We start from the raw sequence: 12,414 nt of genomic DNA, 5'->3' as shown, positions 1-12,414 counted from the left end.
TCTGTTCCAGTTTTATCCATCCCGCGGGGCGCATATTGCGCCCCGCGTCATAAGCGGGCGGCGTCATTCATGCTCAACAAATACCCTTTGTGGAAGTACCTGCTGATCGCGGTCGTGCTGATCGTCAGTCTGATTTATTCCGCACCCAATCTTTACCCCGATGATCCGGCAATCCAGATCAGCGGGGCCAGTTCGGCGCAGACCATCGCGCAGGCCGATCTCGACCGCGTCAGTAAGGCGCTGACCGAGGCGGGCATCGAGGTCAAGGCATCGAACGTAGGCGAGCAGGGCCGCAGCGGCCTGATTCGTCTGGTCAGCCAGGGCGACCAGCTGCCGGCCAAGGACATCGTACGCAAGGCCCTGGGCGACAACTTCGTGGTGGCCCTGAACCTGGCCCAGACTACGCCCGAGTGGCTGCGCAAGCTTGGTGCGAGCCCGATGAAGCTCGGCCTCGACCTCTCCGGCGGTGTGCACTTCCTGCTCGAAGTCGATATGGACAAGGCGCTGGACGTGCGTCGCCAGGTCTACGAGGGCGAGCTCAAGAGCCTGCTGCGCAAGGAGCGTGTGCGTTATCGCAGCATGCCGCAGCAAGGTGGCGCCATCCAGCTGGGCTTCGCTGACGCCGAAACGCTGGCCAAGGCCGAGCAACTGATTCGCAAGGATTACAACGACTTCGAGCTCAACGCCCAGGAGCGTGGTGGCCAGCAGGTGCTGCGCGTGACCATGACGCCGGCCAAGATCGCGGAAATTCGCGAGTACTCCATTCGCCAGAACCTGACCACGGTGCGTAACCGGGTCAACGAGCTGGGCGTGGCCGAGCCGCTGGTGCAGCGCCAGGGTGCCAACCGCATCGTGGTCGAGCTGCCGGGTGTGCAGGACACTGCCGAAGCCAAGCGTATTCTCGGCAAGACCGCCAACCTGGAGTTCCGCCTGGCAGCCGACCCGAACGCGCCGCGTGGCACCACCGAGCAGTTCGGTTTCCGCGAGGAAGGTCGCCCACCGGTACAGCTCGAGCGTGAGCTGATCATTACCGGTGACCAGGTCACCGACGCCCAGGCCAGTTTCGATGAGAACGGTCGCCCGCAGGTCAACATCCGTCTGGATGGCCACGGCGGTGATCTGATGAACCGCGCTACCCGCAGCAACGTCGGGCGCAGCATGGCGGTGATCTTCATCGAGCAGCGTCCGCTGACCCGCTACGTGAAGCAGATGGTCGACGGCGTCGAGAAGGAAGTGCAGGTCGACTCCTTCAAGGAAGAGAAGCAGATCATCAGCCTAGCGACCATCCAGTCGCCGCTGGGCAGCCAGTTCCGTATTACCGGCCTGAATGGTCAGGGTGAGTCGTCCGAGCTGGCGCTGCTGCTGCGTGCCGGTGGTCTGGCTGCGCCGATGTACTTTGCTGAAGAGCGCACCATCGGCCCGAGTCTGGGTGCCGAGAACATCGTCAAAGGCATCGAGTCCACCGAGTGGGCAATGATCTTCGTGTCGCTGTTCATGGTCTGCATCTACCGTTTCTTCGGCTTGCTGGCCACCATCGCCCTGGCATTCAACCTGACCCTGCTGGTCGGTCTGATGTCGGTGATCGGTGCGACCCTGACTCTGCCGGGTATCGCCGGTATCGTGCTGACCCTGGGTATGGCGGTCGATGCCAACGTGTTGATCTACTCGCGTATTCGCGAGGAGTTGAACAACGGCCTGTCGGTACAGCGCGCCATTCATGAAGGTTTCGATCGTGCCTACACCGCGATTCTCGACAGTAACCTGACCACGCTGCTGGTCGGTGCGATCCTGTTCGGGTTGGGGACCGGGCCGATCAAGGGCTTCGCCGTCACGCTGTCGATCGGGATCATCACCTCGATGTTCACCGCGATCATGTTCACCCGAGGGATGGTCAACCTGATCTTCGGTGGCCGTAACTTCAAGAAACTGTGGATTTGAGGTGAGGCTATGAGACTTCCATCCCGCATTCCGTTCATGGCGATACGCAACGTTGCGTTCGCCATCACCGTGGTTATCAGCCTCATCGGCCTGGGTAGCCTGTTCAAGCATGGCCTCAATTTTGGCCTGGATTTTACCGGCGGTACGCTGATCGAGCTGACCTACGAGAAGCCAGCCGATCTGGAACTGATCAAGCGTGAGCTGGGGCAGGCCGGTTATGCCGACGCCGTGGTGCAGAGCTTCGGTTCCACAACCGACGTGCTGGTACGCCTGGCTGGTGACTCGGCCGATCTGGGCAACCAGGTCGCCGCTGCGCTGCGTCAGATCGACACCGAGACCTCTTTCGAGGTCAAGCGCGTCGAGTTCGTTGGCCCGCAAGTGGGCGAGGAGCTGCGTGACCAGGGTGGCCTGGCGATGTTGCTGGCCCTGGGTGGCATCCTGCTGTACCTGGCGTTCCGCTTTCAGTGGAAGTTCGGTGTCGGCGCGGTGGCATCCCTGGCGCACGACGTGATCGTCACGCTCGGCATCCTGGCGTTCTTCCAGGTGCCCTTCGATCTGACGGTGATGGCGGCCGTGCTGGCGATGCTGGGTTACTCGCTGAACGACACCATCATCATCTACGACCGCATTCGCGAGAACTTCCGGATGATGCGCAAGGCGGACATCATCGAGAACATCGACGTGTCGGTGACCCAGACGCTGCTGCGTACCATCGCGACCTCCACCTCGACCGCCATGGCGCTGATCGCCCTGCTGGTCTTCGGTGGCGACAGCCTGGCCGGCTTCGCGCTGACCCTGCTGATCGGTGTCGTGGTCGGTACCTACTCGTCGGTCTACATCAGCGCCCCCGTGCTGATCTGGCTGAAGCTGACCTCCGAGGATCTGATTCCTCCGGCGACCGCTGCAGAGGGTGTGGATGACCGCCCCTGAGGCGTGATGCATTCACCATTTGCGCTGCATAAAGGCGGGCGACAAGGGAACTTGTCGCCCGTTTTGCATTTCCAAGGCTGGGAGTAGAGCGCGTATAGGCGCTGCAGTTGTGATCAGGAGAATCGCATGAACAAGTCATTGTTGGTTGGTGCTGTGCTGGGTGCCGTCGGTGTCACTGCGGGTGGCGCTGTTGCGACCTATAGCATGGTGAGCGGGCCCAAGTACGCCGAGGTTCTGGCAGTCAAGCCGGTGACCGAGACCATCAAGACGCCGCGTGAAGAATGCCGGGAAGTCGCGGTGACCCGTCAACGCCCCGTGCAGGATCAGCATCAGATCGCCGGTACGGCGATCGGCGCCGTGGTCGGTGGTCTGCTGGGCAACCAGGTGGGCGGTGGTAATGGCAAGAAGATCGCCACCGTTGCAGGCGCCGTAGGTGGCGGTTATGCCGGCAACAAGGTGCAGGAGGGCATGCAGGCGCGTGACACCTACTCCACCACTGAAACCCGCTGCAAGACCGTGAACGACACCAGCGAGAAGATCGTCGGTTATGACGTGAAGTACGATCTGGATGGCAAGGTAGGTCGTGTACGCATGGACGAGGAACCGGGCAGCAAGATTCCGGTTCGCGATGGCAAGCTGGTGCTGGCGGATTCCGATTCGGATGAATGATCCGTCTTTCGAAATATAGAAAAGGCGCTCCCCGGAGCGCCTTTTTCTTGGGTAATAAAAAACCGGCCCGAAGCCGGTTTTTCATTGGAGTCGCGATCAACGCTTGAGCGATGCCGACAGGTGCGGCTGAATCGCGGTCAGCACGGCCTTGAAGCATTTGGTATTGCCGGCAACGATCTGGCCCTTCTCGAGGAATTCGTGGCCACCGCTGAAGTCGCTGACCAGGCCGCCCGCTTCCTGGATCAGCAGTGCGCCGGCGGCCATGTCCCACTCGGACAGGCCGAACTCCCAGAATGCGTCGAAACGACCTGCAGCCACGTAGGCCAGGTCAAGGCTGGCAGCGCCGGCGCGGCGTACGCCAGCGGTCTGGCCGACCAGGCTGCGGAACATGCCCAGGTAGTTCTCGAGGTTATCGAGCTGGTCGTTTCGGAACGGGAAACCGGTGCCGAGCAGGGCGCCGTCCAGGCTCTTGCGGTTGCTGACGCGCAGGCGACGACCGTTGAGGGCGGCGCCACGGCCGCGGCTGGCGGTGAATTCTTCTTGGCGAACCGGATCGATGATCACGGCGTGTTCCAGGCGACCGCGGTATTTGCAGGCCAGGCTGACGGCGAAATGCGGAACACCACGCACGAAGTTGGTGGTGCCATCGAGCGGATCGATGATCCACTGGTAGTCGGCGCCTTCGCCGCTGCCTTCGAGCAGGCCACCTTCCTCGCCGAGGAAGCTGTGGGTCGGGTAGGCCTTGCGCAGGGCCTGGACGATCATCAGCTCGGCCGAGCGGTCGATCTCGGTCACGTAGTCCTTGGCGTCCTTTTCATCTACGGAGATGACGTCCAGGCGTTCGATTGAGCGGAAGATCATTTCACCGGCGCTACGGGCTGCGCGCAGCGCGATGTTCAGCATGGGCTGCATGGAAGTTCACCTGGGGTCGTAATAAAGCCGGCCATTCTAGCAGAAAAGCCCGTCGCATGAAGTGCCGTCCGTGTCCTGCATGACACAAAGGAGGGTGCTTCTGTAAGATTTGCTACCTCATTTATCCGACGCGGGCGTCTACCTTGCTGCAGAACATTCGAGTGGTACTGGTCAACACCAGTCATCCCGGCAATATCGGCGGGGTGGCCAGGGCCATGAAAAACATGGGGTTGTCGCGTCTGGTGCTGGTCGAGCCGCGCCAGTTTCCGAGCGAGGAGGCCGTCGCACGGGCCTCCGGCGCCACCGATATTCTCGAGGCCGCCGAAGTCGTGTCCTGTCTCGAGGATGCCTTGGTTGGTTGCAGTCTGGCCTTCGGAACCAGTGCGCGAGAGCGACGTATTCCCTGGCCGTTGATCGATCCGCGCGAGTGCGGCGTGGCGGCCGTGCAGAAGGCTAGCGAGGGCGGCGAAGTGGCGCTGGTGTTCGGTCGTGAGCACGCAGGCCTGACCAACGAAGAGCTGCAGCGCTGTCATTTTCACGTGCACATCCCTTCCGATCCGACCTTCAGTTCGCTGAACCTGGCGGCGGCCGTGCAGGTGCTGACCTACGAGGTGCGCATGGCAGCCCTGGCTGCTGAAAATGCGCCGGTCGCGCCTCGCCAGGAGACGGTCGTCGAGGAGGGTGATCAGCCGGTGACGGCGGACGAGATGGAGTCCTTCTACGGGCATCTGGAAAAGTCGCTGGTGGAAATCGGTTTTCTCGATCCCGCCAGTCCGCGGCACCTGATGAGTCGCCTGCGTCGCCTTTATGGGCGTGCCGAGGTGACTCGGCTGGAAATGAATATCTTGCGCGGCGTCCTGACCGAAACCCTCAAGGCGGCGCGCGGTGAGCACCACAAACGGGGAAAGACTGATGTTTGAGCGCATGCGGGAAGATATCCAGGGTGTTTTTCATCGTGATCCGGCGGCGCGCAACGCGTTCGAAGTGGTCACCTGTTACCCCGGGCTGCATGCGGTGTGGCTGCACCGTGCGGCGCATGCGCTATGGACCTCCGGCTGGAAGTGGTTGGCGCGTGGCGTGTCGAATTTCAGTCGCTGGCTGACCGGTATCGAGATTCATCCTGGTGCGGTGATCGGTCGGCGGTTCTTCATCGATCACGGCATGGGTATCGTCATTGGCGAGACCGCCGAAATCGGTGACGACGTGACGCTCTATCAGGGCGTGACCCTGGGTGGCACCAGTTGGAACAAGGGCAAGCGCCATCCAACGCTCGAGGATGGTGTGGTGGTCGGTGCCGGTGCCAAGGTACTCGGCCCGTTCACCGTAGGGGCGGGCGCCAAGATCGGTTCCAATGCGGTGGTCACCAAAGCGGTGCCGGCAGGGGCGACCGCGGTCGGCATCCCGGCCAAGATCATTGTCAAGGGTGATGACGGGCTCGAGGCGCAGCGCCAGGCCATCGCCGACAAGCTGGGCTTCGACGCCTACGGGGTCAGCCAAGATATGCCCGACCCGGTGGCCCGCGCGATCGGTCAGTTGCTCGACCACCTGCACGCGGTCGACAACCGCCTTGAAGGCATTTGCGGTGCGCTGGGCAAGCTGGGCAGTGATTACTGCGCCAAGGACATGCCGCAGCTGCGTGACGAGGATTTCGCTGGCGTTTGCAAGGATCAGGGCGACAAACCGGCTGCGTGATGCGGGGCGGGTCTGGCTTTGCTATGATCCGCCGCCACTTTTAGTGGGAAGGGGCTCCTAAATCCGAGTGTTTTGGTTGGTCTTATAGTTGACTCAAATACTCGGATAAGAGGATAATCGCTTCACATTGTGAATCCTTGGTAACCCTTCATGCGACTGACTACCAAAGGCCGATACGCCGTGACTGCCATGCTCGACCTGGCGCTGCATGCGCAGAATGGGCCGGTATCCCTCGCCGATATCTCCGAGCGTCAGGGTATTTCCCTTTCCTATCTCGAGCAGCTGTTCGCCAAGCTTCGTCGTGGAAGCCTGGTCTCCAGCGTGCGCGGGCCTGGTGGTGGTTATCAGCTGTCGCGCAACATGCAGGGCATCCAGGTCGCCGAAGTGATCGACGCGGTCAACGAATCCGTCGATGCCACGCGCTGCCAGGGGCAGGGTGGTTGTCACTCCGGCGATATCTGCCTGACCCACCACCTGTGGTGCGATCTCAGCCAGCAGATTCACGAATTTCTCAGCGGCATCAGCCTGGCCGACCTGGTCACGCGCCGCGAAGTGCAGGAAGTCGCCCAGCGCCAGGATCAACGTCGCTGCGCCAACAACGGCAGGGCGCACCATCTGGATAAGATTGAAGCGTCCACCGTCGATTGAGCACGCAAGGCGCCGGCCTGATACCTGATTAGGAGATACCGAAAAATGAAATTGCCAATCTACATGGATTACTCCGCGACAACGCCGGTCGATCCGCGCGTTGCGCAGAAAATGATCGAATGCCTGACCAATGAAGGCAACTTCGGCAACCCGGCTTCGCGCTCCCATGTATTCGGCTGGAAAGCCGAGGAAGCGGTCGAGAATGCCCGTCGCCAGGTGGCCGAGCTGGTCAATGCCGACCCGCGCGAAATCGTCTGGACCTCCGGTGCCACCGAGTCCGACAACCTCGCCATCAAAGGTGTCGCGAGCTTCTACGCCAGCAAGGGCAAGCACCTGATCACCTCGAAGATCGAGCACAAGGCTGTCCTGGACACCATGCGTCAGCTCGAACGTGAAGGTTTCGAGGTCACCTACATCGAGCCCGGTGAAGACGGCCTGATCACTCCGGCCATGGTCGAGTCAGCGCTGCGCGAGGACACTACGCTGGTGTCGATCATGCACGTCAACAACGAGATCGGCACCGTCAACGACATCGCTGCGATCGGTGAACTGCTGCGTGCTCGTGGCGTGTTCTTCCATGTCGATGCCGCCCAGTCGACCGGCAAGGTCGAGATCGACCTCGAGAAGCTCAAGGTCGACCTGATGTCCTTCTCGGCGCACAAGACCTATGGCCCGAAAGGCGTCGGCGCCCTGTACGTGCGTCGCAAGCCGCGTATCCGTCTGGAAGCCCAGACCCACGGTGGCGGCCACGAGCGTGGCATGCGTTCCGGTACCCTGGCGACCCACCAGTGCGTCGGCATGGGTGAAGCCTTCCGTATCGCCAAGGAAGAGATGGCCGCCGAGAACGCCAAGGTGCTGGCGCTGCGTGATCGCTTCTTCAAACACGTCGAGGGCCTTGAGGAGTTGTACGTCAACGGCAGCATGACTGCCCGCGTGCCGCACAACCTGAACCTGAGCTTCAACTACGTGGAAGGCGAGTCGCTGATCATGGCCCTCAAGGATCTGGCGGTATCGTCCGGTTCGGCCTGTACCTCGGCGTCTCTGGAGCCTTCCTACGTACTGCGTGCCCTGGGCCGCAACGATGAACTGGCGCACAGCTCGATTCGCTTCACCTTCGGCCGCTTCACCACCGAAGAAGAAGTCGACTACGCGGCACAGAAGGTCTGCGAGGCCGTTACCAAGCTGCGCGAACTGTCGCCGCTCTGGGATATGTTCAAAGAAGGTGTCGACATTTCCAAGGTGGAATGGGCAGCACACTAAAAGCTGCCGGTGAGCGGCGCCTGATGAGAGAGGATTGATAACATGGCTTACAGCGAAAAGGTCATCGACCACTACGAGAACCCGCGCAACGTCGGCAAGATGAACGCGGAAGACCCGGACGTCGGCACCGGCATGGTCGGCGCGCCGGCCTGCGGCGACGTGATGCGTCTGCAGATCAAGGTCAACGAACAGGGCGTCATCGAAGATGCCAAGTTCAAGACCTACGGCTGCGGTTCTGCCATCGCTTCCAGCTCCCTCGCCACCGAGTGGATGAAGGGCAAGACGCTGGACGAGGCGGAAACCATCAAGAACACCCAGCTCGCCGAAGAACTGGCGCTGCCGCCGGTGAAGATCCACTGCTCGGTACTCGCCGAGGACGCCATCAAGGCGGCCGTGCGCGACTACAAGCAGAAGAAAGGTTTGCTCTAAGGAGGTTTGTCGATGGCCATCAGCATGACTCAAGCCGCTGCCCAGCATATCCGTCGCTCGCTCGACGGTCGTGGCAAGGGTGAGGGCATCCGTCTCGGGGTTCGTACCACCGGGTGTTCCGGCCTGGCCTACGTGCTGGAGTTCGTCGACGAAACCGCCAGCGAAGACCAGGTGTTCGAAAGCCATGGCGTCAAGGTGATCATCGATCCCAAAAGCCTGGTTTATCTCGACGGCACTGAGCTGGATTTCGTGCGCGAAGGGTTGAACGAAGGCTTCAAGTTCAACAACCCGAACGTGCGCGGTGAATGCGGCTGCGGCGAAAGCTTCAACATCTGATGAAGCGTTCAGGCCCCTGTCACTTCGCTCTGTTCGAGTTGCAGCCGAGCTTTCGTCTGGATCTCGACCAGCTCGCCGCCCGATACCGCGAGCTGGCGCGCAGCGTTCACCCGGATCGCTTCGCCGATGCCCCCGAGCGTGAGCAGCGCATTGCGCTCGAACGCTCGGCGAGTCTCAACGAGGCTTACCGCACGCTCAAGAGCGACTCGCAGCGGGCGCGCTACTTGTTGGCGATGCGCGGGCCCGAGTTGCCGCTGGAAGTCACCGTGCAGGATCCCGACTTCCTCATGCAGCAGATGCAGTGGCGTGAAGAGCTCGAAGATCTGCAGGACGAAGCCGACCTGGCTGGTGTGGCGGCCTTCAAGGGGCGCCTGAAAGTTGCCCAGCAGGAGTTGAACGAACGCTTCGCCGAGGCTTGGGAAGACGATGCGCGCCGAGAAGAGGCCGAACGCCTGATGCGCCGCATGCAGTTTCTCGACAAGCTTTCCCACGAGGTGCGCCAGCTGGAAGAGCGCCTCGACGATTAATGCTCGCGCGGCTGCCGTGGCCGTGCCTGATACCCAGATAAGCACCGACTACCTATGGCTTTATTGCAGATTGCTGAGCCCGGCCAGAGCCCCCAACCTCACCAGCGTCGTCTGGCGGTCGGGATCGATCTGGGCACCACCAATTCCCTCGTCGCGGCCGTGCGCAGCGGCGTCAGCGAGCCGCTGCCCGATGCCGAAGGGCGCCTGATTCTGCCGTCGGCCGTGCGCTACCACGCCGATCGCGTCGAAGTGGGCGAGGCTGCCCGCCTTCAGGCTGCCAGCGACCCGTTCAACAGTATCCTCTCGGTCAAGCGCCTGATGGGCCGTGGCCTCGCCGACGTGAAGCAATTGGGTGAGCAGTTGCCTTACCGCTTCGTCGCCGGCGAGTCGCACATGCCGTTCATCGACACCGTGCAAGGCCTGAAGAGCCCCGTCGAAGTGTCCGCCGATATCCTCAAGGTGCTGCGTCAGCGTGCCGAAGCGAGCCTGGGTGGCGAGCTGGTCGGGGCGGTCATTACCGTGCCGGCCTATTTCGACGACTCCCAGCGCCAGGCCACCAAGGACGCCGCGCGTCTGGCTGGCCTGAGCGTGTTGCGCCTGCTCAACGAGCCGACGGCCGCCGCGGTTGCCTATGGTCTCGACCAGAAGGCCGAGGGCGTGGTGGCGATCTATGACCTGGGTGGTGGTACCTTCGATATTTCCATCCTGCGCCTGACCGGCGGCGTGTTCGAAGTGCTGGCGACCGGGGGCGACAGTGCCCTGGGCGGCGACGACTTCGACCATGCCATCGCTGGCTGGATCGTCGAGCAGGCCGGTCTGTCGGCCGATATCGCGCCTGGTGCCCAGCGCAGCCTGCTGCAGGCGGCCTGTGCTGCCAAGGAAGCGCTGACCACCGCCGATAGCGTCGAAGTGACCTACGAGCAGTGGCAGGGCATGTTGTCCCGTGCCGACTTCCAGGCGTTGATCGAGCCGATGGTGGCGCGCAGCCTCAAGGCCTGTCGCCGCGCCGTGCGTGATGCCGGTATCGAGGTCGAGGACGTCGGTGCGGTGGTCATGGTTGGCGGCTCGACTCGTGTGCCGCGTGTACGTGAGGCGGTTGGCGAGTTGTTCGGCCGTCAGCCGCTGACCGATATCGATCCGGATCAGGTGGTCGCCATTGGCGCCGCGATCCAGGCCGATGCCCTGGCCGGCAACCGCCGTGCCGATGGTGAGGAGTTGCTGCTGCTCGATGTCATCCCGTTGTCCCTGGGGCTGGAAACCATGGGTGGGCTGATGGAGAAAGTGATTCCGCGCAATACCACCATTCCGGTCGCTCGCGCCCAGGAGTTCACCACTTACAAAGATGGCCAGAGCGCCATGATGATCCATGTGCTGCAGGGCGAGCGCGAGTTGATCAGCGATTGCCGCTCGCTGGCGCGCTTCGAATTGCGGGGCATTCCGCCGATGGTGGCCGGTGCTGCGAAGATTCGCGTGACCTTCCAGGTCGATGCAGACGGTCTGCTCAGCGTCAGTGCCCGCGAACTCGCCTCGGGCGTCGAAGCCAGCATCCAGGTCAAGCCATCCTACGGCCTTACCGACGGCGAAGTCGCGCGCATGCTGCAGGACTCTTTCCAGCACGCCGGCGGCGACAAGGCTGCCCGCGCATTGCGCGAGCAGCAGGTCGACGCGCAGCGTCTGCTCGAGGCGGTCGAGGGTGCCTTGCAGGCTGACGGCGAACGTCTGCTGGATGCCGAAGAACGCATGGTGATCGACCTGCAGATGCAGGAGTTACGTGATTTGTTGACGGGCACCGATGGCTTGGCCATCGAGCAGCAGACCAAGCGTCTGTCGCAGGTGACCGATGCCTTTGCCGCCCGGCGCATGGATTCGACGGTAAAAGCCGCGCTGGCCGGGCGCAGCCTGAATGAGATCGAGGAATAAGCGATGCCCGTGGTAACTTTTCTGCCCCACGAGAAATTCTGCCCCGAAGGGCTGGTGGTCGAGGCGCCGTCAGGCACCTCGATCCTGGAGCTGGCCCACGAGCACCATATCGAGATGGAAAGCGCCTGCGGCGGCGTGTGTGCCTGCACCACCTGCCACTGTATCGTGCGCAAGGGGTTCGACTCGCTGAACGAAGCCGACGAACTCGAAGAGGATTATCTGGACAAGGCCTGGGGGCTGGAAGCGCAGTCGCGCCTGGCCTGCCAGGCGATCGTCGGTGAACAGGACATTACCGTCGAGATTCCCAAGTACTCGCTCAACCACGCTGCTGAAGCGCCGCACTGATCAGGAAGCCATGACATGAGCCTGAAATGGGTTGATGTGCTCGAAATCGCCATCCAGCTCGCCGACAGCAAGCCGGACGTCGATCCCCGTTATGTCAATTTCGTCCAGCTGCACCGCTGGGTGGTCGAGCTGCCGGAGTTTTCCGACGACCCGCAGCGCGGAGGCGAGAAGGTCCTCGAAGCCATTCAGGCTGCCTGGATCGAAGAAGCGCAGTAAGCCTGGGCCGGACGTTATCCGGCTCTTTTATGCTGAGCAGGTGCCACCTTGGGGCATCGCTCTTATGCTTTTGACTGGAACCCGCGTATAATTCGCGGGTTTAATTTTTGGCTTTAATCCACCGTTTCTGGAGTTTCACATGGCTGTTCAACGTACTTTCTCCATCATCAAGCCGGATGCCGTTGCTAAAAACGTTATCGGCAAGATCACCACTCGCTTCGAAGAAGCCGGCCTGCGCATCGTTGCTTCCAAGCAGCTGCAGCTGTCCGAGCGTGAAGCTGCCGGTTTCTACGCCGAGCACAGCGAGCGTGGTTTCTTCAAGGATCTGGTTGCTTTCATGACTTCCGGTCCGGTCATCGTTCAGGTTCTCGAAGGCGAGAACGCCATCGCCAAGAACCGCGAGCTGATGGGCGCTACCAACCCGAAAGAAGCGGCTGCCGGCACCATCCGTGCTGACTTCGCCGTCTCCATCGACGAGAACGCCGTACACGGTTCCGACTCCGAAGCTTCCGCTGCTCGCGAAATCGCTTACTTCTTCTCCGCTACCGAGATCAACGCCCGCATTCGCTAAGGCGAAGCGTGCGAAGGTGAC

General features: G+C 61.9%; 15 protein-coding genes. 14 read left to right on the top strand and 1 reads right to left on the bottom strand.

The genetic code is table 11. The features are described from left to right. Nucleotides 1-69 precede the first annotated feature (69 nt). The 3 genes from secD to BVH01_RS15910 all read left to right on the top strand — a co-directional run bounded on the left by secD (nucleotide 70) and on the right by BVH01_RS15910 (nucleotide 3,537). Nucleotides 70-1,938: a protein translocase subunit SecD gene (secD, locus tag BVH01_RS15920; protein ID WP_075931265.1), complete on the top strand. Its 1,869-nt coding sequence runs from the start codon at nucleotides 70-72 to the stop codon at nucleotides 1,936-1,938. A gap of 9 nt (nucleotides 1,939-1,947) precedes the next feature. Continuing rightward, nucleotides 1,948-2,868, top strand: coding sequence for a protein translocase subunit SecF (gene secF / locus BVH01_RS15915; protein ID WP_075931264.1), 921 nt, complete (start codon nucleotides 1,948-1,950; stop codon nucleotides 2,866-2,868). Nucleotides 2,869-2,994: 126 nt separating this feature from the next. Beyond that, on the top strand, nucleotides 2,995-3,537 hold the full coding sequence (locus BVH01_RS15910) for a glycine zipper 2TM domain-containing protein (protein WP_075931263.1): 543 nt from the start codon (nucleotides 2,995-2,997) through the stop codon (nucleotides 3,535-3,537). A gap of 96 nt (nucleotides 3,538-3,633) precedes the next feature. On the opposite strand, the gene suhB is transcribed toward BVH01_RS15910, so the two are convergent. Further along, a complete protein-coding gene (gene suhB / locus BVH01_RS15905) occupies nucleotides 3,634-4,449 on the bottom strand; it encodes an inositol-phosphate phosphatase (protein WP_013792395.1) in 816 nt (271 codons plus the stop codon). 143 nt (nucleotides 4,450-4,592) lie between these two features. Between suhB and trmJ the strand changes: the two genes are divergently transcribed. The 11 genes from trmJ to ndk all read left to right on the top strand — a co-directional run bounded on the left by trmJ (nucleotide 4,593) and on the right by ndk (nucleotide 12,393). Next, nucleotides 4,593-5,369 (top strand): tRNA (cytosine(32)/uridine(32)-2'-O)-methyltransferase TrmJ, encoded by a 777-nt coding sequence (gene trmJ / locus BVH01_RS15900; RefSeq protein ID WP_075931262.1) that lies wholly within the window; start codon nucleotides 4,593-4,595, stop codon nucleotides 5,367-5,369. Continuing rightward, nucleotides 5,362-6,141, top strand: coding sequence for a serine O-acetyltransferase (cysE, locus tag BVH01_RS15895; RefSeq protein ID WP_013792393.1), 780 nt, complete (start codon nucleotides 5,362-5,364; stop codon nucleotides 6,139-6,141). Before trmJ ends, cysE begins: the two co-directional genes overlap by 8 nt. A 150-nt stretch (nucleotides 6,142-6,291) precedes the next feature. Further along, nucleotides 6,292-6,789 carry a Fe-S cluster assembly transcriptional regulator IscR gene (gene iscR / locus BVH01_RS15890; RefSeq protein ID WP_070887886.1) on the top strand — a complete coding sequence of 166 codons (498 nt, stop codon included), beginning with the start codon at nucleotides 6,292-6,294 and terminating at the stop codon, nucleotides 6,787-6,789. Nucleotides 6,790-6,834: 45 nt separating this feature from the next. Next, nucleotides 6,835-8,049, top strand: a complete 1,215-nt coding sequence (locus BVH01_RS15885; RefSeq protein WP_075931261.1) for an IscS subfamily cysteine desulfurase — start codon at nucleotides 6,835-6,837, stop codon at nucleotides 8,047-8,049. Between the two features lie 42 nt (nucleotides 8,050-8,091). Beyond that, nucleotides 8,092-8,478, top strand: a complete 387-nt coding sequence (gene iscU, locus BVH01_RS15880; RefSeq protein ID WP_002552476.1) for a Fe-S cluster assembly scaffold IscU — start codon at nucleotides 8,092-8,094, stop codon at nucleotides 8,476-8,478. A 12-nt stretch (nucleotides 8,479-8,490) separates the two neighbouring features. After that, nucleotides 8,491-8,814, top strand: coding sequence for an iron-sulfur cluster assembly protein IscA (gene iscA, locus BVH01_RS15875; protein ID WP_070887884.1), 324 nt, complete (start codon nucleotides 8,491-8,493; stop codon nucleotides 8,812-8,814). Beyond that, the gene (gene hscB / locus BVH01_RS15870; protein ID WP_075931260.1) at nucleotides 8,814-9,341 is read left to right on the top strand and encodes a co-chaperone HscB; all 528 of its coding nucleotides are present in this window, start codon (nucleotides 8,814-8,816) and stop codon (nucleotides 9,339-9,341) included. Before iscA ends, hscB begins: the two co-directional genes overlap by 1 nt. A gap of 54 nt (nucleotides 9,342-9,395) precedes the next feature. Further along, nucleotides 9,396-11,261, top strand: coding sequence for a Fe-S protein assembly chaperone HscA (hscA, locus tag BVH01_RS15865; protein ID WP_075931259.1), 1,866 nt, complete (start codon nucleotides 9,396-9,398; stop codon nucleotides 11,259-11,261). 3 nt (nucleotides 11,262-11,264) lie between these two features. After that, nucleotides 11,265-11,606 carry an ISC system 2Fe-2S type ferredoxin gene (fdx, locus tag BVH01_RS15860; RefSeq protein ID WP_070887881.1) on the top strand — a complete coding sequence of 114 codons (342 nt, stop codon included), beginning with the start codon at nucleotides 11,265-11,267 and terminating at the stop codon, nucleotides 11,604-11,606. A 15-nt stretch (nucleotides 11,607-11,621) separates the two neighbouring features. Beyond that, a complete protein-coding gene (gene iscX / locus BVH01_RS15855) occupies nucleotides 11,622-11,822 on the top strand; it encodes a Fe-S cluster assembly protein IscX (RefSeq protein WP_013792386.1) in 201 nt (66 codons plus the stop codon). Nucleotides 11,823-11,961: 139 nt separating this feature from the next. Beyond that, nucleotides 11,962-12,393: a nucleoside-diphosphate kinase gene (gene ndk, locus BVH01_RS15850; protein WP_013792385.1), complete on the top strand. Its 432-nt coding sequence runs from the start codon at nucleotides 11,962-11,964 to the stop codon at nucleotides 12,391-12,393. Nucleotides 12,394-12,414 lie beyond the last annotated feature (21 nt).

Source organism: Pseudomonas sp. PA1(2017), assembly GCF_001945375.1.
Classification (GTDB): Bacteria; Pseudomonadota; Gammaproteobacteria; order Pseudomonadales; family Pseudomonadaceae; genus Aquipseudomonas.
This window is presented reverse-complemented; position numbering and strand designations above follow the sequence as displayed.